We start from the raw sequence: 20,840 nt of genomic DNA on the forward strand, positions 1-20,840 counted from the left end.
GTAGGGGACAATGGAGCAATGACCGTCACCCTCCTCGGCGCAACCGAGATCCGCAGTCTTGCCGCCGAGCTCGACGTCACTCCCACCAAGAAGCTGGGCCAGAACTTCGTGGTCGATGCGAACACCGTGCGCAAGATCGTGCATGCGGCGCGCGTGCAGCCCGGCGAGCACGTGGTCGAGGTCGGTCCGGGTCTCGGTTCGCTGACTCTCGCGATCCTCGAAGCGGGAGCATCGGTCACCGCGGTCGAGATCGATCACCGCCTCGCCGCCCGCCTTCCGCGGACAGCGGCCGACCACGGCGTCGAGCCGGGCATGCTGACGGTGGTCGACGCCGACGCGCTGCGCGTGACCGAGCTTCCGGGAGAGCCGACAGTGCTGGTGGCGAACCTGCCCTACAACATCTCCGTGCCCGTGCTGCTGCACTTCCTCGAGACCTTCGATCACCTGCAGCGCGGCGTGGTGATGGTGCAGGCCGAGGTCGCCGAGCGCCTCGCCGCGAAGCCCGGCTCGAAGATCTACGGCACCCCGAGCGTGAAGGCCGCATGGTACGGCGAGTGGAAACTGGCGGGCACAGTGTCTCGCCAGGTGTTCTGGCCGGTGCCGAACGTCGACAGCCTGCTGGTCGGATTCGACCGGGCCGCAGGCGAGCGCGGGTCCATCGACGAACGTCGGCGCACCTTCCAGATCGTGGATGCCGCCTTCAACCAGCGTCGCAAGATGCTGCGGCAGGCGCTCTCGGGCATCTTCGGCAGCTCGGCGGCGGCCTCCGAGATCCTCGAGGCGGCAGGCGTCGCGCCGACCGCCCGCGGCGAAGACCTGACGGTCGACGACTATCAGCGCATCGCAGGGGCTAATCTGGCACGGTGAGACCCTCGCCGCGCTTCAGCCCTGACGTCCCTGAGATCCACCGGCCCTACGCCGCCGCGGAGAGTCGCTACGAGCAGTTCGACTACCGCCAGGTCGGCACGTCTGGCCTCTACCTTCCGCCGATCTCGCTCGGCCTGTGGTGGAACTTCGGCGACAACATCCCGCTCGACAACCAGCGCGCCCTGCTGCGGCACGCCTTCGACCGCGGCATCACGCACTTCGACCTCGCGAACAACTACGGACCCCCTTACGGATCTGCGGAGAAGAACTTCGGACGCATCTTCGCCGAGGACTTCCGCCCGTACCGCGATGAGCTGATCATCTCGTCGAAGGCCGGCTGGGACATGTGGCCGGGACCCTACGGCGACTACGCGAGCCGCAAGTACATCCTCGCGAGCGCCGAGCAGTCGCTCACGAGCATGCGCCTCGACTACGTCGACATCTTCTACTCGCACCGGGTCGATCCCGTCACGCCCATCGCTGAGACCGTCGGCGCCCTCGACACTCTGGTGCGGCAGGGCAAGGCGCTCTACGTGGGCATCTCGTCGTACAGTGCCGAGCGGACGGCCGAGGCCGTCGCGGTGGCTCAGGAGCTCGGCACCCCGCTCGTGATCCATCAGCCCGCGTACTCGATACTCAACCGCTGGATCGAAGGCGGGCTGACCGAGACCCTCGAGCAGTCAGGCCTCGGTGCGATCGCATTCACGCCGCTGGCGCAGGGGCTGCTCACCGACAAGTACCTGGGAGACGGCACGGCCGAGCGCGCGCAGAAGCGCCGCTCGCTGTCGGACGAGCCGTTGCCCGAATCCGCAGTGCACGCCCTGCGCGCGTTGAACGACATCGCGCGGGAACGCGGGCAATCCCTCGCTCAGCTCGCGCTGCAGTGGACGCTTCGCAATCCCGTCGTCGCTTCGGCCCTTGTCGGCGCTTCGCGACCTGAGCAGCTCGATGAGAACATCGCGGCCGTGAACGGTGCGGCTTTCACCGCCGACGAGCTCGGGCGCATCGACGAACTCGCAGGTTCCATCGACGTCAATCTGTGGGCGAAGTCCTCGGATCTGTGAGCCGGGAATGAGCGTCTTGTCGTCGATCGGAGCCGTGCATGTGCGCGCGCCGGGGAAGATCAACGTGTATCTCGGCGTCGGGGGGCGCCACGACGACGGCTATCACGCGCTCGCGACCGTGTTCCAAGCCGTCTCGCTCTATGAAGACGTGATCGCCAGACCGGCATCCGACTTCTCCATCACCGTGTCGGGGCTCGACGACCCCGACTCCGTGCCGCTCGACGATCGCAATCTGGCGATGCGCGCCGCGAAGCTGCTGGCCGCAGCAGCCGACTACGACGGCGGCGTCGCACTGGAGATCCGCAAGAGCGTCCCGGTGGCCGGCGGCATGGGCGGTGGATCGGCGGATGCTGCGGCGGCGCTGGTCGCGTGCGACGCGCTCTGGGGAACCGGATTCTCGCAGACCCGGTTGCACGAACTGGCCGCACGCCTCGGAGCGGACGTGCCGTTCGCGCTGCATGGAGGCACCGCCGTCGGCACCGGCCGCGGCGATCAACTGAATCCCGCGCTGGCGCGCGGACGCTTCGACTGGGTGCTGGTGACCAGCGAAGAAGGACTCTCGACGCCGCTCGTCTACGAGCGTCTGGATGTGCTGCGCGAGCAGGAGGGAGCGTTCGCCGACGATCCGCCGCTGTCTCTCGACGTTCCGGTCCCGGTGCTGCAGGCGCTGCGTTCAGGAGACGCGGAAGAGCTCGCCGGGAGTCTGTTCAACGACCTGCAGGCCGCCGCCGTGGACGTGCGTCCGGATCTCGACGAGACCATCCGGCTCGGCGTGAGCTCGGGGGCGCTGCAGGGGATCGTCTCCGGTTCGGGCCCCACCGTCGCTCTGCTGTGCGCCGACCCCGAGGGTGCTCAACAGGTGCAGGCGGCGCTGCGCGATCGCGGCCTCGAATCGCTGCATGTGCATGGGCCGGTGCCTGGAGCCCGAATCATCTCCTGAGATCCGTGATCGGTAGACGTCGGCCGTTCCATAGCGTGGCGGTACGTCAACCACCACAGGGAGCGATCATGGGACTGTTCAACCGCAAGTCGGCGCAGGAGCGTCAGGAAGAGGCCATGCAGATGGCCGATGACATCGCCGCAGGCCGCGGGTTCATGGGAAAGATGACCAAGGCGTTCATGGGTCTCGAGTTCACCGAGGCCATGCAGCAGGCGACATCGTCGATCCATCAGGCCGAGCACGTTGCGGCGCTGCGCGCGGCCGGGGTGCCGACGCAGCCCGCGACGGTGCTCGGGATGCAGGACACCGGGCAGACGATCAATGACAACCCCAGCATCGTGCTCACCCTGCAGGTGGGAGACCAGGCGGTGGCCATCCACGCCTTGGTGTCGCGGCTGGAGATCCCGCGGGTGGGGGAGCAGGTTCAGGTGCTGGCCGACCCGCAGACGGGGAGCCTCCTCTATGCGGGGATGGCGGCGCGCGGCTGACGCCGAGACGCACCGCGCCCTCTCAGGATTCGGGTTCCCGGGAGGGCGCGAGTCTCCGTGAAGGAGGCGATACATCTGCTGTCGGTTCCCCAAAAATCCGGCAGACAGCCCCAGCTGCATATCGAGGGTAACCCCGATCAACCTTGTCCCCCAAATGGGGGACAAGGTTTTTTGCTGAGAGGTTGCTGGGAGGAGGCGCAAGAGCCCTGCTCGGCGAGACGCGAATGCGCACGAAGCGTTCTGTGTACATAATGGGGGTGTTCTATGTGACCGTGCACATGCGAGGAGGCTGTGATGTCGACGGCTTCAGAGCGCGGGAGGATGCCGAGCATCCGCGACGTGGCGCGGCTGGCGGGGGTGTCGCATCAGACGGTGTCGCGCGTCTTGAACGATCATCCGAGCATCCGTCCGGAGACCAAGGCGAAGGTGCTCGACGCGATCTCGGTGCTCGACTACCGGCCGAACCTCGCGGCCCGCGCGTTGGTGACCAGCAAGTCGAACATGCTCGGCATCCTGTCGGCGACCGTGGGGGAGTTCGGCCCCACGTCGTCCATCGTGGGGATCGAGGATGCAGCGCGCGAAGCGGGCTACTCGGTCTCGACGCTGAACCTCTCGGCGACCACTCCCGAGGCGATCGGCCAGGCGCTGCGCCAGCTCTCTCGTGAGCAGGTCGACGGCATCGTCGTGCTCGCCCCGCAGGTGCGGGTGTTCCATGTGCTGCGCGGCATGGCGGTCGACATCCCGTTCGTCACGCTGCAGACCGCATCCGGGTCCGACGGCGTCAGCCACTCCGCCGACCAGGTCGCCGGTGCGCGGGCGGCCACAGAACACCTGATCTCCCTGGGCCACACCGACATCCTCCATCTCGCGGGGCCGCAGGACTGGATCGAGGCGGAGTCGCGGATGCGGGGATACCTCGAAGCGCTGCGTGACGCCGACCTGCCCACATTCCCGCCGATCCGCGGCGACTGGACGGCGGACTTCGGGTTCTTCGCAGGTGAGGAGTTGTCGCGCAGGCGTGACTTCACCGGCATCTTCGTCGCCAACGATCAGATGGCGATCGGACTCATGCACGGGTTCCGCGTGTCGGGCGTGCGGGTGCCCGCGGATGTGAGCGTGGTCGGGTTCGACGACATCCCGGTGGCCGCTCACGTCGCCCCGTCGTTGACGACCGTGCATCAGGACTTCACCGAGCTCGGTCGACGGGCGGTGCGCATCCTGCTCGCACAGATCCGCGGCGAGGCCGTGCCGGAGTTCGGGCCGCTGCAGACGACGCTGCGTCTGCGCGAGTCTTCGGCGATGCGATAAAGAGCACGATTCGATCACGGGCTTGACACTGCCCCGTGGAACGTAGACCATATAAACCAATGTGAACGGTCACATGGAAGATGACCGCGAAGGCGCGAGGAAGATCCGTGAGCACCACAGCAACGTTGCCGGTCGTATCAGGCCCCATCTTGGAGATGCGCAGCATCACCAAGGAGTTTCCCGGGGTCAAGGCACTGTCCGATGTCTCGATCACCGTTCGCTCCGGTGAGATCCACGCGATCTGCGGCGAGAACGGTGCGGGCAAGTCCACCCTCATGAAGGTGCTGTCGGGTGTGTACCCGTTCGGCACCTACGACGGCGAGATCCTGCTCTACGGGCAGGAGCAGCGCTTCAAGGACATCGCGGCCAGCGAAGCCGCGGGCATCGTGATCATCCACCAGGAGCTCGCGCTGATCCCGGAGCTGTCGGTCACCGAGAACATCTTCCTCGGCAACGAGATCCGCCGGGGCGCCCGCATCGACTGGCAGGCGCAGAAGCAGCGCGCCGTCGAACTGCTCGCACGCGTGGGCCTCAACGAAGATCCCGACGTGGCCATCAAGACCCTCGGCGTCGGCAAGCAGCAGCTGATCGAGATCGCGAAGGCGCTCAACAAGGACGTCAAGCTGCTCATCCTCGACGAGCCGACTGCGGCGTTGAACGAGAACGACTCGCAGCACCTGCTCGACCTGATCCTCGGCCTCAAGGCCAAGGGGATCGCGTCGATCATCATCAGCCACAAGCTCAACGAGATCGAGCAGATCGCCGACGAGATCACGATCATCCGAGACGGACGCACGGTCGAGACGCTCGACATCTCCCGGGGCGAGATCAACGAGGACCGCATCATCCGCGGCATGGTGGGGCGCTCGCTCGAGAGCCGGTACCCCGACCGCACGCCGAACATCGGCGAGGTGTTCTTCGAGGTCAGGGACTGGTGGGTGCAGCATCCGAGCGTCTCCGAGCGCATGGTCGTGAAGGGCTCGAGCATCAACGTCCGTCGCGGCGAGGTCGTCGGCATCGCCGGCCTGATGGGCGCCGGGCGCACCGAGTTCGCGATGAGCATCTTCGGCCGCTCCTACGGCAACTTCCTCTCCGGCTCCCTGATCAAGGACGGACGAGAGATCGTGCTGCCCGACGTCGCGTCGGCCATCAAGCACGGGCTCGCGTACGTGAGCGAGGACCGCAAGGTGCTCGGACTCAACCTGCTCGACACCATCAAGAGGTCGACCGTGGCGGCGAAGCTGTCGAAGATCTCCAAGCACGGCGTGGTCGACTCGCGCGCCGAGTACGCGGTCGCGGAGGAATACCGCAAGGCCATGCGCATCAAGACCCCGTCCGTGGAGGAGGGCGTCGGGAAGCTGTCCGGAGGGAACCAGCAGAAGGTCGTGCTGGCGAAGTGGATGTTCACCGATCCCGACCTGCTGATCCTCGACGAGCCGACCCGTGGCATCGACGTCGGCGCCAAGTACGAGATCTACGCGATCATCAACCAGCTCGCAGCTCAGGGCAAGGGTGTCATCGTCATCTCCAGCGAGCTCCCTGAACTGCTGGGAATCTCCGACCGCATCTACACCGTTTTCGAAGGCCGGGTCACCGACTGCATCCCGGCCGATCAGGCAACTCCGGAGGCCCTCATGCGCAGCATGACCTCCTCGAACCAGAAGGCTTCCGCATGAGCACCGACACTTCGCAGACGTCGTCGTCATTCCACTTCCGCGACATCACCAAGATGTTCGGCGGCGGTCAGTCCAAGCTGCGCCAGTTCGGCATCCTCGGCAGCCTGATCGTGATCCTGGCGCTGTTCCAGCTGCTCACCTTCGTCGTCAAGGGCACGGGACTCACGCTGTCGCCCGAAAACCTGATCAACGTCGTCAACCAGTACTCGTACATCCTGATCCTCGCGATCGGCATGGTGATGGTGATCATCATGGGCCACATCGACCTGTCGGTCGGCTCGGTGGCGGCGTTCACCGGCATCATCGTCGCGAAGTCGATGGCGGAGTGGAACCTCCCCTGGCCTCTCGCGATCGTGCTGGGCATCGGCGTCGGCATCCTCGTCGGTGCTTGGCAGGGCTTCTGGGTCGCCTACGTCGGCGTCCCCGCGTTCATCGTGACGCTGGCCGGAATGCTGTTCTTCCGCGGTGCGAACCAGTTCATCGGACAGTCCACCACCATCCCTGTCCCGCCGGGATTCCGGGTGATCGGTTCCGGATACCTGCCCGAGCTCGCACTGCCGCTGAACTTCAACGTGCTCACGATGGTCCTCGCCCTGCTCGGCGTCGCGTGGATCGTGTTCTGGGAGATCCGCACCCGCGGAGTGCAGAAGAGGATGGGCTCCGTCAGCGCGCCGCTCTGGGTGAGCGTCATCAAGGTCGTGCTGATCTCGGCCGTGATCCTGGTCGCGGGCTGGCTGTTCGCCACCGGCCGCCCGGGCACCAGCTTCCCGGTCTCGGGCATCATCCTGCTCGTGCTCGTCATCCTCTACTCGTTCGTCACCAACAACACGGTGTTCGGCCGCCACATCTACGCGGTCGGCGGCAACCGCCAGGCATCCCGTCTGTCCGGCGTGAAGGACCGCTGGGTCGACTTCTTCGTGATGATGAACATGTCGGTCCTCGCGGCTCTCGCGGGCATGATCTACGTGGCCCGCGCGGCGGCATCCGGTCCACAGGACGGCAACGGCTGGGAGCTCGACGCGATCGCGTCGGTGTTCATCGGCGGCGCTGCGGTCTCGGGCGGTATCGGCACGGTCATCGGGTCGATCATCGGTGGTCTCGTGATGGCGTTCCTCAACAACGGCCTCGCCCTCATGGGCGCCGGCGCAGACGTCGTCTCGATGATCAAGGGCCTCGTGCTGCTGTTCGCCGTCGCGGTCGACGTATGGAACAAGCAGCAGGGTCGACCCTCGCTGACCGGTTTCATCATGCGCCGGTTCGCGTCGAAGGAGACTCCGGCCGTTCCGCCGCTCACTCCCAACCAGACCTACGAAACCCCCGCTGTCGACAAGACGAGCGGCAAGTAGGCGGATTCCCCGCGCATGGCTCGCGCAGAGAATCTGTCCCTCACCAGAGAAAGAGATCGCATGAAGAAGATCATCGTCACAGCGACAGCGCTTGTCGCAGCGGCAGCCTTCACCCTCACCGGTTGCTCTTCGGAGCGCGGCGGCGGCACCGACGGCGGCACCGAAACGGCGGCCACGAAGGGCTTCGCTGCGGATGCCACGATCGGCGTCGCGCTTCCCGACAAGACCAGTGAGAACTGGGTCCTGGCCGGTCAGCTGTTCACCGACGGTCTGGAGAAGGCTGGCTTCAAGGCTGACGTCCAGTACGCTCCCGCGTCGAACACGGTCGCCGAGCAGCAGAACCAGATCCAGGCCATGGTGACGGGTGGCGCGAAGGTCATCATCATCGGCGCGAAGGACGGCAAGCAGCTCGCGACCCAGGTCGAGGCCGCTCGCGACGCCGGCGTCACGGTCATCGCGTACGACCGTCTGATCGAGAACACGGAGGCCGTCGACTACTACGTCGCGTTCGACAACTTCAAGGTCGGTGAACTGCAGGGCAACGCTCTGCTCGACGGCCTCGAGGCGCGCGCCGGCCACGCGGCTCCCTACAACATCGAGCTGTTCTCCGGTTCGCCCGATGACGCCAACTCGAAGGTCTTCTTCGACGGTGCCATGAGCGTGCTGCAGCCGAAGATCGACGACGGCACGCTGAAGGTCGTCTCCGGCCAGACTGAGATCGCGCAGACCGCGACCGAGGGCTGGAAGGCTGAGAACGCTCAGCGTCGTATGGACTCGCTGCTGACCGCGTCGTACGGTTCCGAGACGCTCGACGGCGTCCTGTCGCCGAACGACACGCTGGCTCGCGCCATCATCACCTCGGTCACGGGTGCCGGCAAGCCGGCTCCGGTCGTCACCGGTCAGGACTCCGAGGTCGAGTCGGTCAAGTCGATCATGGAGGGCGTGCAGTACTCCACGATCAACAAGGACACCACGCTGCTCGTCGAGCAGTCGATCAAGATGGTCCAGCAGCTGCAGAAGGGCGACAAGGTCGACGTCAACGACACCGAGTCGTACGACAACGGCGTGAAGGTCGTTCCGGCCTACCTGCTCGACCCGGTCATCGTGACCAAGGAGAACGCCGCTGAGGCGTACGCGAACGTTCCGAGCCTGCTCGAGATCGTGAAGTCGTACCAGTAAGCGGTTCTGACATCGCGGGCGGGCCGTCCGGACCTTCGGGTTCGGGCGGCCCGCCCTTTTGCGTGCGAGGCGGGCAGACCGCTCAGTAATCAGCAGCCGGGGGCGGTGGGCTTCTCGGTGCAGGCGTGGGCGACGAGGGCCGTGTGAGCCTCGAAGATCTGGATCTGCTGGGGTGCGGTCGGAATCGTCAGCTGTCCGGCGATCGGGTACCAACCGCGGCCGAGGTCGACCTCGGCCGAGTAGCGGATGCTGAGACCGGCGTTGTACGTGCCGCGCTCGGTGTAGGTGTGACTGGTCGGGGTGGGGGTGAACTGCGCCTGACCGAGGTCGCCCCACGAGCGCCCCGCTGTCGTGACCGTAGCGTTCGTGCCGTCGCCGTAGGTGTAGTCGTAGCCGACCGGGGTGAAGCGGACGGTGACCGGGAAGCCGAACAGACTCCCGGTCTGCGTGTGCACGGATGCCGCGCCGAGGAAGTTCGTGGGCATGTCGGCGATTCCGGCGTTGGAGGGTTCCGCGGAAAGGGTCGCGGGAGCCGGGGCGAACTGCGCGAGGTCTGTGAGCGTGACTTCGGGGATCTCTCCGACGCCGTTGACCGTCGGCGACACTGGACAGAACTCGATGGTCGTGGTCGTGATGTTGCACTTCTCGACGGGCGTGAAGGTCTTGGTGTCCGGATCGGATGTGCCGTCTGTGGAGTCGGTGCCGGGATCGGTTCTCGTGCCCGTCAGATCCACCGAGCTGCCGGTGTTATCAACGGTGGGGCAGTATCCGAGAGCCTGGACGATGGCGATATCGCAGGTGGCGCTGCTGGCGGCGGCCTGGCTGAGCGCAGTGTTCGGAAGCGCTGGCGCCAAGATCAGGCTCACGAGAATCGTTGCTGTCAGCATTCATCCCCCTGCTGCGAAGAAGATGATGCAACGAACAGTTCTGCTGAAGAGCCTGTGAACGTAACCGTGATCAAGCTGCGGTCGGGGCGGTCAGCTGGCGTCACGTCAGTTCCCGAGGTGTCTACGACTCGTGAAGCACTGATGTCAACACAGACGTCCGCGACGACCTTTGCGACTCGCCCCGAGGTGTCGGCGGATACGGGGCTGAACTGGTGAATCGTGCTAGAGCCAGATATCGAGATTCCTTGCTCCTTTAATGTGCGCTGCGCATCGACGTCGGCTTGCAGGGCATCGCCGGTCAGGAAGGACTCGGGAGCAGATGATGCATCCCCGGCCGCTCTCTTGGCCGAGGCGGCGAGGTACTCCTCGTAGACCTCTTCCGCCGCCGCGAAGGCTTCCTCCTCGCTGGCGAAGGCCGCAGTGGGTGTCGGAGTGGGTTCTGGCTCTGGCGTGCACCCTGACAGGACCGCGACCATCAGCAGTGCAGCGCCGATTCCGGCGAGGGCGTGGGATGCGGTCCTGTGCGATGTCACCCCGAAACGGTAACCCGGATCGGGGTGACAGCGGGAAAGTTATCCACAGGTCGTCTCAGAACGGCGCTCGCACACGGTCGACGAAGATCTCGACGGAATCGCACGGCTCGGACGTCTCCGTAGTGAACACGACGGTGTTCGGTGGCGGGGGAGTGTCGAGGTACGTTCGGCCAGTCGGACTCGTCCATTCGAGCAGCCCGCGCGCCTGGTGTTTCACATGCCAAGGAGAGGCGTGTTTCAAGGTGTGATGTCGCCGGCAGAACGCGCTCAGATTTCCTTCGCTGGTGGATCCGCCCGTGGAAGCGGCGTCATTGTGGTCGAGATCGCATTTGCGGGCGGCGAGCCCGCACGTGGGGAACCGGCATCGTTGGTCGCGGGCTCGAAGGTGACGCTTGAGCTGTTCCGGCGGCCGGTATCGGTCGGCGGCGAGTACCGCACCGGTGACAGGGTGCGTGAGAACCCGGTCCCAGCCAGGAGTGGTCCCGGCGAGGAGGCGTGCCGTGCGGGTGTCGATCGGAACCGCGCCGTCGAGGATCGCGGGCGGAAAACCGTCGATCGTGGGGCGTTTCGTCTCGTCGGCGCTATTCCCGCTCGGCGAACGGCCGTCGGCATCGGTGTCGTCAGTGACGGGGCGTTTCGTCTCGCTGCGCTCGCTCAACGAACGGGGATCTGGATTCGTTCCTGCGGACTCGGCGGGAGACTCTGCGGTGCTCGCGATCGGCCAGCCGTGCTCATCGCCGCGGGCGGGCGCCGGACCGGCATCCGCTCCGAGATCCTGACCCATCAGAGTCATCACGGGCACGGTGATCTCGATCCGTCCACGGATCTCGCCGAGCAACCCGTCTGCGATGTCGTGACCCGCAGGCGAGCCGGTGAGCACGAGATCAGCGAGCAGGTCGGCGCGGATCTCGTCGACCGAGCGAGCATCGGGTGTGAAATCGCCGCCGATCCCCCGCGCCTCTTTCGCCGCACGCAGGTTCTCAGAGCGGATCTCGTGGGCCATCTGCGACAGCCGGTCCATCATCGCGTGCACGAGCACGGCAGGTCCGTGCAGGGTGAGGTCTGCCATCGCGTCGTCCTGATCGCGGGCCCACACTCGCCGCTGCGATCGCGCTTGGCGGTGGCGATCATCGACCGGGAGCTCCTGGAACCGCTCGACGATACGTCGGGCGAGCGGGCGCAGCCTGTTCGGAGACTCGACCTCGGCCAGCGGCAGCACGGCGGCCGCGTAGGCGTCGCGCTGAACGGCATCGATCAGCTGCGTACCCGTCTCGATGATCACATGCGCGTGCGCCGCGGCGATGCGACCGGCGCCCTGCGCCGCCCACACGGTAGGAAAGCCGTCGACCAGGCAGGAGGCCTCGGCGATCCGCCGCTCCACCGTGCGGTCGCTGACCCGCAGCCGCTGCCCGATCTCGGCAGCCACCGTGCGCATCGTCATGTCGCCGCCGTCGGTGTGGTCGCCCTGCTTCGCGATGTCGACGGCCATCCGCCCCGCCAGGGCGAGCAGGCCGTCACGCGCCGCCATCATGGCGTTCACGGTCGCGTCGGCCGCGGCGAGCGACTCGAGCAGATCGGCGAGAGTCGCCATCTGGGAGTCGGTTGCGTCGATCATCGCGTCCATGAGTCCAGTACACCAGGGGCCACGGACATTCGAACGAAGATTCGAGGCGATCGCAGGCCCCGATGATCACAGAACGATAACGACCTTCGCGTAGGGTGGCTCCATGTCGCCGTCCCCGCCTTCCGGTCGTGCCCTCGCCGATTTCGGCGCATCCGAGAACGACCTCGAGAACCTTCCCGGTGGGAGAGGGCTGACCTGGCGCTCTGGCCCTCTCATCCTTCGACCCTCGGGCGGCGATGCTGAGACCGTCTGGAAGGCCGAGGTCTTGGCCGAACTCCGTCACAGTGCCGAATTCCGCATCTCCAGACCGATTCCCGCGCTATCAGGCGGATGGACCAGTGACGGCTGGGAAGCCTGGCAATGGCTGCCCGGCCAGGCCGACGAACGCCGTGTCGCAGACGTACTCCGCGCCGGAGCAGCCTTCCACGCCGCACTCGTCCCGCTCCCACGACCCTCGTTCCTCGACTTCGCCGACGACCCCTGGGCGAGGGCGGACCGGATCGCCTGGGAAGAAGAGCCCCTGCCTGACGACGGCGTGGTGCGCCGTCTTGCGGCGGCGTTCCGCCCGGTCTCGGACGCATCGCAGATGATCCACGGCGATCTGCTCGGCAACGTGATGTTCGCGCAGGGGCACCCGCCGGCGATCATCGACTGGGCGCCGTACTGGCGGCCGACCGGATACGCCGATGCGATCGTCGTGGCCGACGCGGCGTGCTGGCACGGATTGGCCCCCGAGCGCATGCACGAGATGCTCGGCGGCGACGGCCGATACCTCATCAGGGCGCTCGCGTTCCGCATCACGACGTTCCAGCTCCTCGGGGTGTGGGACGCGCAGCTCGAGGAGCGGCATCGGCGGGTCGTCGATGTGGCGCTGCGGGAGGAGTGATCGGATGCTGCTGCGCACCGTCGACGTCGGACACGGCGACAAGACCGCGCTCCTGCTGCACGGGCTGATGGGATCCGCCGAGAGCTGGTGGCGCGTCATCCCTCTGCTGGTCGAGCACGGCTACCGCGTGCTCGCCATGGACCTCCCGGGGCACGGCCTCTCGCCCCGCGACCCCGATCTCACGGTGGCGAAGGCCGCGGCATCCGTCACCGCGACCCTCGAGGCACGAGCACCGCAGCGTCCGCTCCACGCGATCGGCCACTCCTATGGCGCCACGGTGCTCGCCGCCGCCGGACTCGACGCCGAGGTGACCGTATACGTCGACTCCGCCCTGTCGTTCACGGGCGGCGACGACCGTACGCGGCTCATCGAGCGGTACGAGAGCGACCGCCGTAATCGGCAGGATCCGGCGTGGCTTCGCTCTTCCCGCCCGTTCTACACCGCGAAGGATGCCGAGGTCGAAGCCCGTGCCGCGGCCTGCTTCGACCCGGCGACCAGCGCGTCGATCTCGTGCGGAGACGATGTCGTGCTGATGCCCCGGGAAGGGGCGATCCTCGTGCACGCCGAGCCGAGCAACTGGGTCACCGACGATGACAGGCACCGCTTCTCCGAGCAGGGCGTGAGCGTGCGCGGGATCCGCTCCGCCGCCCACACCGTCTGGTACAGCCATTTCGACGAGTTCACGGCATCCGTGCCCGAGGTGTTCGGCGAGTACCCTTGATATGACATGGCACATCTTCTGGGAGCCGAAGCGCTTCACCTCGAATACCCGACCAGAGTCGTCTTCGACTCCGTCACCCTCGGCATCGAGGAAGGGGATCGCATCGGCATCGTCGGCCGCAACGGCGACGGCAAGTCCAGCCTGCTCGGCATGCTCGCCGGCTTCAAGGAGCCGAACTCGGGCCGAGTGACGGTGCGCGGTGGCACCACGATCGGAGTGCTGAGCCAGGCCGACACGCTTGCGGATGACGTGACGATCAGTCAGGCCGTCGTGGGCGACATGCCTGAGCACGAGTGGGCGGGCGTCGCACGCATCCGCGACGTCATCGAAGGGCTGCTGAAGGATCTGCCCTGGGATGCCGAGATCGGCTCGCTCTCCGGCGGCCAGCGCCGTCGGGTCTCGCTCGCGAAGCTGCTAGCAGGGGACTGGGACGTCATCGCCCTCGACGAGCCCACCAACCACCTCGACGTCGAAGCCATCACCTGGCTCGCCGGACACCTCAAGAAGCGGTGGTCGGCGAACTCCGGAGCGCTCATGGTCGTGACCCACGACCGCTGGTTCCTCGACGAGATCTGCACCGAGACGTGGGAGGTGCACGACCGCATCGTCGAGCCCTTCGAAGGCGGCTATGCCGCGTACATCCTGCAGCGCGTCGAGCGCGACCGGATGTCGGCGGCCACGGAGGCGAAGCGGCAGAACCTCGCCCGCAAGGAGCTCGCCTGGCTGCGCCGAGGCGCGCCCGCTCGCACGAGCAAGCCGAAGTTCCGCATCGATGCGGCCAATGAGCTCATCGCCGACGTCCCGGAGATCCGCGACAAGGTCTCGCTGCAGTCGCTCGCCGTGTCGCGCCTCGGGAAAGACGTCGTGGATCTCCTCGACGTCGGCGTCACCTACCCCTCGACAGGCTCGGGGACCCAGGAGAAGGTCGTCCTGCGTGACATCGAATGGCGCATCGCGCCGGGCGAGCGCACCGGCATCCTCGGTGTCAACGGCGCCGGCAAGTCCACTCTTCTCGGCCTGATCGCAGGCAGCGTCGAGCCTACGGTCGGGCGCGTGAAGCGCGGCAAGACCGTCAAGGTGCAGACGCTCACGCAGCGCCTCGACGAGCTCGACCAGCACTGGAACGACCCGGTCCGCGTGATCATCTCGGGCCTGCGCACCTCGTACACGATGGGGGCCGGATCCAAGGCGCAGGATCTTACGCCGGGGCAGCTTCTCGAACGGCTCGGGTTCGACTCGGCCCAGCTCTCGACCCCGGTCAAGGACCTCTCCGGCGGCCAGCAGCGGCGACTTCAGCTGCTGCTCGTGCTGCTCGATCAGCCCAACGTGCTGATCCTCGACGAGCCCACCAACGATCTCGACACCGACATGCTCGCGGCGATCGAGGACCTGCTGGATTCGTGGTCGGGCACGCTCCTCGTGGTCAGCCACGACCGGTACTTCCTCGAGCGCGTCACGGACCAGCAGTACGCGATCCTCGATGGACGTCTGCGCCACCTCCCCGGCGGCGTCGACGAGTACCTCCGCCTCCGGCATCTGCAGGACGCCGAGCCTGCGAAGGCGGCCTCCGCGAAGACCGCGCCCCAGGGACTCGACGGAGCCGCGCTGCGCACGGCCCAGAAGGAGGTCGCCGCCCTCGAGCGGCGCATCCAGAAGCTGACCGAGAAGGTGGATGCCGCCAAGCGCGCGCTCGCCGACCACGATCAGGCCGACTACGCGGGTCTCGGCGAGAAGATGAAGGCGATCGGCGACACCGAGGCCGAGATCGAGGAGCTGGAACTCCGCTGGTTCGAGCTCACCGAGGAGATCGGCTGACCGGCTCCGCCCGCGGGGGAACGCTGCGGGGGAATATCCTTCAGACACCACTGTTGAGAGGTTGACATGGAAGGCCTCGAAGTCACCGTCCTGCTCGGGCTCACGATCCTCGCAGGCACGCTGCTCGCGCCACGCATCCGGCTCGCTCTGCCGCTGGTTCTCGTGGTGTTCGGCCTGCTCCTCGGATTCGTCCCCGCGCTGCGCGAAGTGCAGCTGCCTCCGGAAACGGTGCTGCTGCTCTTCCTGCCGGTGATGCTGTTCTGGGAGAGCCTGACGACCTCGCTGCGTTCGATCAGGCGAGACTTCCGCTACATCCTCCCGATGAGCACGCTGCTGGTGGTCGCATCAGCCTTCGCTGTCGCGGGCGTCGGCGTGCTTCTCGGGATGCCGTGGGAGATCGCCCTCATCCTCGGGGCTGCGGTCGCGCCCCCGGATGCGACGGCGGTGGCGGCACTCGGCCGTCTGTTGCCGCGCCGCACGTTCATGAAGCTCAAGGCCGAGAGCCTCACCAACGACGGAACAGCGCTCGTGCTCTACGCGATCGCGATCTCGCTCGCGGTCGGTGGGAACGTCACCCCGTGGAGCATCACCTGGACCGTGCTCGTGTCGTACGTCGGCGGCGTCCTGGCCGGCGCCGTGATCGCCGCGCTGGCGTACCTGCTCCTTCGTCAGGCGACGCGCACGGCCGTCATCAACGTCACCCTGCTGCTCGTGCCCTTCACCGCGTTCCTGCTGGCCGAGATCATGCACGCCTCGGGAGTGCTCGCCGTGGTCGTCGCGGGCCTCGTGATCGCCTACGTGTCGCCGCGCATCACCACCGCGTCGTCTCGGCGGCAGTCGGAGGCGGCCTTCCCGTTCGGCGTCTTCCTCCTCAACGGGGCGCTCTTCGTGCTGATCGGCCTCGAAGTGCAGTACGTCGTGCACGAGATCTCGGCGGCCGCGGTCGGCCGACTGGTGCTGACCACCCTCGCCGTGTGGGTCGTGCTTCTCCTGGTGCGCTACTTCTTCCAGCTGTTGAACGTCCTCTTCCAGAGAGCTCCCGGGCCTCGGCCTCCGCGAGGACTCCGCTCGCGGATGCGCCTCGTCTCGACCGTCGCGGGCATGCGCGGCGCCGTGTCGCTCGCGATCGCCCTGTCGGTGCCTGTCGAAATCGGGGGAGCGGGGCGCGACGAGATCGTGGTCGTCACCGCAGGAGTCATCCTGCTCAGCCTTCTCGTGCAGGGGCCGCTGCTGCCTGCGGTCGTGCGCTGGGCGAGTCCGCCGTCCGACACGGCGGAGATCGAGGAGTACGAGCTCGCAGAACGCACGATCTCAGGTGCCGCCCTCTCCGCGCTCGACGATCTCGCGACCGAGCACGGCGTCGGCCAGGAGGTGCTCGACCGCGTGCGCAGCGAGGGCTACATGATGCTGGAGTACGCGAACGCGCGAGCCCTGGCCCGGGAGCAGGCCGTCGTCGACGCCGAGGCGAACGTCCTCGACGCGATGCTCGACGAACCCGACCCCTACGACGGAGGGGGCCTCGAGATGGTCGACTCGGATGCCGCGGGCAGCGGCTCCCTGCAGATCATCGCGACCTCGACGGCCGTCGACCTCGCACAGCGTTCGCCGCTCATCCGCCATGAGGAGCACACCCGCCTCAAGCTCGCCCTGCTCGATCGCAAGCGCGAGGTGCTGCTGGGCCTTCGTCGCTCGGGCGCGGTCGACGACATGGTGGTCCGTCGCATCTCTGCGCGCCTCGATCTCGAGCAGGTGCGGCTGCAGGGCATCGAGGAATTCGACTGACCCTTCGACAGGCTCAGGGACCCAGGGTGGGTCGAGCGCTGTGACGTCATGTGACACTCGATTCCATCGGATGCCTGACGCCTGCCTACCGTTGAAGAGTCCCCCAAGAGAGGAACCCTTCACATGACCCGTCGCACAACGTCCATCATCGCCGCGCTCGCCGCGGTCCCGCTCTTCGTCGCCCTCGCGGGCTGCGCGACGGCATCCGAATCCACCGGCTCCGGCTCGGGCGAGTCGACCGAGAACGAGACCGTCAAGATCGGCGTCGTCGGCAAGGGCGACGCGCAGTGGGCGCCGTTCGTCGAGGCCGCCGCAGACGAGGGCATCACAGTCGAACTCGTCGACTTCGGCTCCTACGAGCAGCCGAACCCGGCGCTCACCGAGGGCGAGATCGACCTCAACCAGTTCCAGCACATCGTCTACCTCGCCGAGTACAACGACGCCTCCGGTGAGGACCTGGTTCCGATCGGCTCCACCGCGATCTATCCGCTCGGCCTCTACTCGACGAAGTACGACGATGTGAAGGACATCCCCGAGGGCGAAACGGTCGCCGTGCCCGACGATGCCTCGAACCAGGCGCGGGCCCTGCTCGTGCTGCAGTCGGCAGGTCTCGTCGAGCTCAAGAGCGGCGGCACGATCTTCTCCGACCTCGCTGACGTCGACACCGACAAGTCGAAGGTCAAGATCACCGCTCTCGAGGGGGCGCTCATCCCGACCTCGCTGCCCGACGTGGCCGCTGCGATCATCAACAACGACTTCGTCGAGGACGCCGGGCTCAAGTTCGAAGACGCGATCGCGCAGGACGACCCTGAAGACCCGAACGCGCTGCCGTACGTGAACATCTTCGCGGCGCGGGCCGAGGACGCCGACAACAAGACCTACCAGAAGCTCGTCGAGATCTTCCAGACCAACGAGGACGTGCAGGCAGGCCTGCTCGAGTCGTCCGGGAACACTGCCGTCGCGCTGCAGATCCCCGTCGAAGACCTCGTGGCGTCGCTGAAGAAGGTCGAAGCAGACACGAAGGACAAGAAGTAGCAGCACGACTGAGAGAATCGGGTGGCGCACCGCGCCACCCGATTCTCCGTTGACAGCAGTAGACCGGAGCCGCACATGCCGATCGTCACCCTCTCGAATGTCTCGAAGGCGTATCCGTCCCGTTCGCCCGGTTCCGGCGACGTGGTCGCCGTCGACGATGTCACGCTGTCGATCGAGAAGGGCGATGTCTTCGGCATCATCGGCTATTCCGGGGCGGGCAAGTCCACCCTCGTCCGTCTGATCAACGCCCTCGAACCGGCGACCGCCGGCACCATCACCGTCGACGACGTCGACATCACGGCCCTCACCGAGCGCGAGCTGCGCAAGGTGCGCGGCGGCATCGGCATGATCTTCCAGCAGTTCAATCTGTTCGCCTCGAAGACGGTCAAGGCGAATGTCGCCTATCCGCTCGCTCTCGCTGGCTGGTCGAAGGCCGACATCGAGGCCCGGGTCACCGAGATGCTCGGCTTCGTCGGGCTCGCGGACAAGGCCAGGGCGTACCCCGAGCAGCTCTCGGGCGGACAGAAGCAGCGTGTCGGCATCGCACGAGCTCTCGCGACCGGGCCCGCGATCCTGCTCGCCGACGAGGCCACAAGCGCCCTCGATCCGCAGACCACGCACGAGGTGCTCGACCTCTTGAAACGCGTGAACGAGGAGCAGGGCGTCACCATCATCGTGATCACGCACGAGATGGATGTCATTCAGACGATCGCGACCAAGGTCGCTGTGATGGAGCGCGGGCGCGTGATCGAGCAGGGCGACGTGTTCGATGTGTTCTCCGCACCGCAGAACCCGGCATCCCAGCGCTTCGTGGGCACGGTCGTCAAGGGCGTGCCGTCGCCCGCCGAGCTCGCGGTGCTGCGCGAGCGTCACGGCGGGAGGATCGTGACGTTCTCGTTCCGCGACGGCGACTCCTCGCAGGCGCAGGTCTTCCTCGACCTCGCGGGAGCAGGACTCGACTTCGAGCTCATCTACGGCGGCATCAACGACATCCGCGGACGCGCGTTCGGTCACCTGACCCTCGCGATCCGCGGCGGCGCGTCCGCGATCGACCGGGCGCTCGCGAGCATCGCCGAACGCGTCGAAGTGACCGTCATCGCGGAAGAGGAGGTCCGCTGATGGATCGTCTGAACGAACTGTGGCCCGAGCTGTGGAAGTCCGCGCTCGAGACCCTGTACATGACGTCCTTCGCCCTCGTGCTCGGCGGCGTCCTCGGCCTCGCGATCGGCGTCATCCTCTACGTCACCCGCCCCGGTGGTCTCGCGGAGAACCGGGCCGTCGCCGTCGTCGCGAATCTCGCTGTGAACTTCTTTCGGCCGATTCCGTTCGTGTTGTTCGTGGCGGTCGCCCAGCCGTTCGCCCGCTTCGTGGTCGGCACCGGCATCGGCACCACAGCCGGCGCCTTCATGATCGGCCTCGCAGCGGCCTTCGCGATCGGCCGGATCGTCGAGCAGCACCTGGTGTCGGTCTCGCCCGGAGTGATCGAGGCGGCTCGCTCGATGGGAGCAGGCCCGTGGCGCATTCTGTTCACCGTCGCGATACCCGAGTCACTCGGGCCGCTCATCCTCGGCTACACGTTCATCGTCGTCGCTCTGATCGACATGACCGCGATGGCAGGCCTCATCGGCGGCGGCGGTCTCGGCGCCTTCGCGCAGATCTACGGTTTCCGGCAGTTCGAACCGGTCGTGATGTGGACGGCGATCGTCTTGATCGTGGTGTTCGTGCACCTCGTGCAGCTGCTGGGCACACGCCTCGCACGCAAGGTCATGCGGCGCTGAGCGTCCTGCGGGTGATGAACTCGCGCGGGGTCCCGCTCAGCGGGTCGACGAAGTGCAGCTCGCGCGCGAGCAGCTGGAGCGGGCGCTCGAAGTCGTCGGGCGCCTCCGGCAGCAGTACGGGATAGAAACCGTCGCCCCGGATGCCGAGCCCGAGAGCTGCGAGATGGACCCGCAGTTGGTGCATCTTGCCGCTGTGCGGGCGCAGCAGCGTGTGCACCGAAAGCTCGTCGGCGGAGAGCAGCTCGATGAGCGTCTCGGAGTTCGGCTCGCGCGCGGTGTCCACCCGCACGCACACCTCGCTGCGGTTCTTCACGATGTGGTTGCGGTAGACGAGAGGGAATGCCGACGGGTCCCAGTCGGAGGGCCGGTCGGAGACCGCCTCGTACACCTTCTGCACCCGACGGTTCTCGAACATCAGCTGATACGCGCCGCGCGTCTCGCGACGAGTCGAGAACATCAGCAAGCCGGCCGTCGCACGGTCGAGGCGGTGGATCGGTGTGAGCTCGGGGATGTCGAGCAGGTTGCGCAGCCGCACCAACGCGGAATTCTGCACGAACTTCCCGCCGGGGGTCGTCGGCAGGAAGTGTGGTTTGTCGACGACGACGAGATCGCGGTCCTGATGCAGCACGTCGACATCGAAGGGGATGGCCTTCTCGACCGGAGGCTCGCGGTAGTACCAGACGAACTCCTCGGCGCCGAGGGGCGTGTCGCGGCTCAGTGCGCTGCCGTCGCGCGCGACGATCTCACCGCGGTCGAAGCGCGTCAGCAGTCGCTCGGGGTCGAGGTGGAAGAAGCGCTCGATCATGTACGCCGAGACGGTGGGCCAGTCGCCGCTCAACGGCACGTGCAGGCGGGTCGCGCCGACGCCGTCGCGCACGGGGAGGGGGGAGGGCATGCCCATTCGATCAAGC

Annotated in this window: 19 protein-coding genes; 15 read left to right on the forward strand and 4 right to left on the reverse strand. The window is 66.8% G+C overall.

Annotated elements, in window-relative coordinates; translation table 11 throughout:
• The first annotated feature begins 18 nt into the window (after positions 1 to 18).
• From rsmA to ACI3KT_RS08065, 8 genes are all read left to right on the forward strand, one after another.
• Positions 19 to 867, forward strand: a complete 849-nt coding sequence (gene rsmA, locus ACI3KT_RS08030) for a 16S rRNA (adenine(1518)-N(6)/adenine(1519)-N(6))-dimethyltransferase RsmA (protein WP_404903511.1) — start codon at positions 19 to 21, stop codon at positions 865 to 867.
• Positions 864 to 1,931: an L-glyceraldehyde 3-phosphate reductase gene (mgrA, locus tag ACI3KT_RS08035; RefSeq protein WP_404903513.1), complete on the forward strand. Its 1,068-nt coding sequence runs from the start codon at positions 864 to 866 to the stop codon at positions 1,929 to 1,931. The genes rsmA and mgrA overlap by 4 nt, the downstream gene beginning before the upstream one ends.
• A 7-nt stretch (positions 1,932 to 1,938) precedes the next feature.
• Positions 1,939 to 2,871 carry a 4-(cytidine 5'-diphospho)-2-C-methyl-D-erythritol kinase gene (locus ACI3KT_RS08040; RefSeq protein WP_292907841.1) on the forward strand — a complete coding sequence of 311 codons (933 nt, stop codon included), beginning with the start codon at positions 1,939 to 1,941 and terminating at the stop codon, positions 2,869 to 2,871.
• Positions 2,872 to 2,939: 68 nt separating this feature from the next.
• On the forward strand, positions 2,940 to 3,359 hold the full coding sequence (locus tag ACI3KT_RS08045; RefSeq protein WP_292907839.1) for a hypothetical protein: 420 nt from the start codon (positions 2,940 to 2,942) through the stop codon (positions 3,357 to 3,359).
• A 294-nt stretch (positions 3,360 to 3,653) separates the two neighbouring features.
• Entirely contained in the window at positions 3,654 to 4,667 is a 1,014-nt protein-coding gene (locus ACI3KT_RS08050) for a LacI family DNA-binding transcriptional regulator (protein ID WP_292907837.1), read from the forward strand.
• Between the two features lie 155 nt (positions 4,668 to 4,822).
• Positions 4,823 to 6,343 carry a multiple monosaccharide ABC transporter ATP-binding protein gene (gene mmsA, locus ACI3KT_RS08055; protein WP_404903700.1) on the forward strand — a complete coding sequence of 507 codons (1,521 nt, stop codon included), beginning with the start codon at positions 4,823 to 4,825 and terminating at the stop codon, positions 6,341 to 6,343.
• Positions 6,340 to 7,689 carry a multiple monosaccharide ABC transporter permease gene (gene mmsB / locus ACI3KT_RS08060; protein WP_292907835.1) on the forward strand — a complete coding sequence of 450 codons (1,350 nt, stop codon included), beginning with the start codon at positions 6,340 to 6,342 and terminating at the stop codon, positions 7,687 to 7,689. The genes mmsA and mmsB overlap by 4 nt, the downstream gene beginning before the upstream one ends.
• A 60-nt stretch (positions 7,690 to 7,749) precedes the next feature.
• A complete protein-coding gene (locus ACI3KT_RS08065; protein ID WP_404903514.1) occupies positions 7,750 to 8,868 on the forward strand; it encodes a substrate-binding domain-containing protein in 1,119 nt (372 codons plus the stop codon).
• A gap of 89 nt (positions 8,869 to 8,957) precedes the next feature.
• On the opposite strand, the gene ACI3KT_RS08070 is transcribed toward ACI3KT_RS08065, so the two are convergent.
• Genes ACI3KT_RS08070 through ACI3KT_RS08080 form a run of 3 tightly spaced genes read right to left on the reverse strand, consistent with a single transcriptional unit; the run spans position 8,958 to position 11,903 of the window.
• A complete protein-coding gene (locus ACI3KT_RS08070; RefSeq protein WP_404903516.1) occupies positions 8,958 to 9,755 on the reverse strand; it encodes a hypothetical protein in 798 nt (265 codons plus the stop codon).
• Positions 9,749 to 10,288 carry a hypothetical protein gene (locus ACI3KT_RS08075; RefSeq protein WP_404903518.1) on the reverse strand — a complete coding sequence of 180 codons (540 nt, stop codon included), beginning with the start codon at positions 10,286 to 10,288 and terminating at the stop codon, positions 9,749 to 9,751. Before ACI3KT_RS08075 ends, ACI3KT_RS08070 begins: the two co-directional genes overlap by 7 nt.
• A gap of 55 nt (positions 10,289 to 10,343) precedes the next feature.
• Positions 10,344 to 11,903, reverse strand: coding sequence for a DUF222 domain-containing protein (locus tag ACI3KT_RS08080; RefSeq protein ID WP_404903520.1), 1,560 nt, complete (start codon positions 11,901 to 11,903; stop codon positions 10,344 to 10,346).
• A gap of 112 nt (positions 11,904 to 12,015) precedes the next feature.
• Here ACI3KT_RS08080 and ACI3KT_RS08085 point away from each other — a divergent pair, with 112 nt between their 5' ends.
• From ACI3KT_RS08085 to ACI3KT_RS08115, 7 genes are all read left to right on the forward strand, one after another.
• On the forward strand, positions 12,016 to 12,798 hold the full coding sequence (locus ACI3KT_RS08085; protein ID WP_404903522.1) for a hypothetical protein: 783 nt from the start codon (positions 12,016 to 12,018) through the stop codon (positions 12,796 to 12,798).
• Between the two features lie 4 nt (positions 12,799 to 12,802).
• Complete coding sequence (locus ACI3KT_RS08090; RefSeq protein WP_404903524.1) at positions 12,803 to 13,519, forward strand: alpha/beta fold hydrolase; 717 nt, start codon at positions 12,803 to 12,805, stop codon at positions 13,517 to 13,519.
• A gap of 6 nt (positions 13,520 to 13,525) precedes the next feature.
• A complete protein-coding gene (locus tag ACI3KT_RS08095; RefSeq protein ID WP_404903526.1) occupies positions 13,526 to 15,334 on the forward strand; it encodes an ABC-F family ATP-binding cassette domain-containing protein in 1,809 nt (602 codons plus the stop codon).
• Between the two features lie 66 nt (positions 15,335 to 15,400).
• The gene (locus tag ACI3KT_RS08100; protein ID WP_404903528.1) at positions 15,401 to 17,116 is read left to right on the forward strand and encodes a Na+/H+ antiporter; all 1,716 of its coding nucleotides are present in this window, start codon (positions 15,401 to 15,403) and stop codon (positions 17,114 to 17,116) included.
• Positions 17,117 to 17,239: 123 nt separating this feature from the next.
• The gene (locus ACI3KT_RS08105; protein WP_292907817.1) at positions 17,240 to 18,151 is read left to right on the forward strand and encodes a MetQ/NlpA family ABC transporter substrate-binding protein; all 912 of its coding nucleotides are present in this window, start codon (positions 17,240 to 17,242) and stop codon (positions 18,149 to 18,151) included.
• 75 nt (positions 18,152 to 18,226) lie between these two features.
• The gene (locus tag ACI3KT_RS08110) at positions 18,227 to 19,270 is read left to right on the forward strand and encodes a methionine ABC transporter ATP-binding protein (protein ID WP_404903530.1); all 1,044 of its coding nucleotides are present in this window, start codon (positions 18,227 to 18,229) and stop codon (positions 19,268 to 19,270) included.
• The gene (locus tag ACI3KT_RS08115; RefSeq protein ID WP_404903532.1) at positions 19,270 to 19,929 is read left to right on the forward strand and encodes a methionine ABC transporter permease; all 660 of its coding nucleotides are present in this window, start codon (positions 19,270 to 19,272) and stop codon (positions 19,927 to 19,929) included. Before ACI3KT_RS08110 ends, ACI3KT_RS08115 begins: the two co-directional genes overlap by 1 nt.
• Here the strand turns inward: ACI3KT_RS08115 and ACI3KT_RS08120 are convergent.
• Positions 19,916 to 20,824 (reverse strand): pseudouridine synthase, encoded by a 909-nt coding sequence (locus ACI3KT_RS08120; protein WP_404903534.1) that lies wholly within the window; start codon positions 20,822 to 20,824, stop codon positions 19,916 to 19,918. The genes ACI3KT_RS08115 and ACI3KT_RS08120 overlap by 14 nt on opposite strands.
• Between the last annotated feature and the right edge of the window lie 16 nt (positions 20,825 to 20,840).

This window comes from Microbacterium sp. ZW T6_19 (assembly GCF_044987465.1).
In the GTDB taxonomy this organism is placed as follows: domain Bacteria; phylum Actinomycetota; class Actinomycetes; order Actinomycetales; family Microbacteriaceae; genus Microbacterium; species Microbacterium natoriense_A.

Excerpts from the sequence above, each read along its gene's own strand:
- ACI3KT_RS08085 (WP_404903522.1), top strand. The coding sequence starts at position 12,016 with ATGTCGCCGTCCCCGCCTTCCGGTCGTGCCCTCGCCGATTTCGGCGCA.
- ACI3KT_RS08045 (WP_292907839.1), top strand. The coding sequence starts at position 2,940 with ATGGGACTGTTCAACCGCAAGTCGGCGCAGGAGCGTCAGGAAGAGGCC.
- ACI3KT_RS08120 (WP_404903534.1), bottom strand. The coding sequence starts at position 20,824 with ATGCCCTCCCCCCTCCCCGTGCGCGACGGCGTCGGCGCGACCCGCCTG.
- ACI3KT_RS08110 (WP_404903530.1), top strand. The coding sequence starts at position 18,227 with ATGCCGATCGTCACCCTCTCGAATGTCTCGAAGGCGTATCCGTCCCGT.
- ACI3KT_RS08115 (WP_404903532.1), top strand. The coding sequence starts at position 19,270 with ATGGATCGTCTGAACGAACTGTGGCCCGAGCTGTGGAAGTCCGCGCTC.
- ACI3KT_RS08100 (WP_404903528.1), top strand. The coding sequence starts at position 15,401 with ATGGAAGGCCTCGAAGTCACCGTCCTGCTCGGGCTCACGATCCTCGCA.
- ACI3KT_RS08095 (WP_404903526.1), top strand. The coding sequence starts at position 13,526 with ATGGCACATCTTCTGGGAGCCGAAGCGCTTCACCTCGAATACCCGACC.
- mmsA (WP_404903700.1), top strand. The coding sequence starts at position 4,823 with ATGCGCAGCATCACCAAGGAGTTTCCCGGGGTCAAGGCACTGTCCGAT.
- ACI3KT_RS08080 (WP_404903520.1), bottom strand. The coding sequence starts at position 11,903 with ATGATCGACGCAACCGACTCCCAGATGGCGACTCTCGCCGATCTGCTC.
- ACI3KT_RS08040 (WP_292907841.1), top strand. The coding sequence starts at position 1,939 with ATGAGCGTCTTGTCGTCGATCGGAGCCGTGCATGTGCGCGCGCCGGGG.
- ACI3KT_RS08065 (WP_404903514.1), top strand. The coding sequence starts at position 7,750 with ATGAAGAAGATCATCGTCACAGCGACAGCGCTTGTCGCAGCGGCAGCC.
- ACI3KT_RS08070 (WP_404903516.1), bottom strand. The coding sequence starts at position 9,755 with ATGCTGACAGCAACGATTCTCGTGAGCCTGATCTTGGCGCCAGCGCTT.
- ACI3KT_RS08050 (WP_292907837.1), top strand. The coding sequence starts at position 3,654 with ATGTCGACGGCTTCAGAGCGCGGGAGGATGCCGAGCATCCGCGACGTG.
- ACI3KT_RS08090 (WP_404903524.1), top strand. The coding sequence starts at position 12,803 with ATGCTGCTGCGCACCGTCGACGTCGGACACGGCGACAAGACCGCGCTC.
- rsmA (WP_404903511.1), top strand. The coding sequence starts at position 19 with ATGACCGTCACCCTCCTCGGCGCAACCGAGATCCGCAGTCTTGCCGCC.
- mmsB (WP_292907835.1), top strand. The coding sequence starts at position 6,340 with ATGAGCACCGACACTTCGCAGACGTCGTCGTCATTCCACTTCCGCGAC.
- ACI3KT_RS08105 (WP_292907817.1), top strand. The coding sequence starts at position 17,240 with ATGACCCGTCGCACAACGTCCATCATCGCCGCGCTCGCCGCGGTCCCG.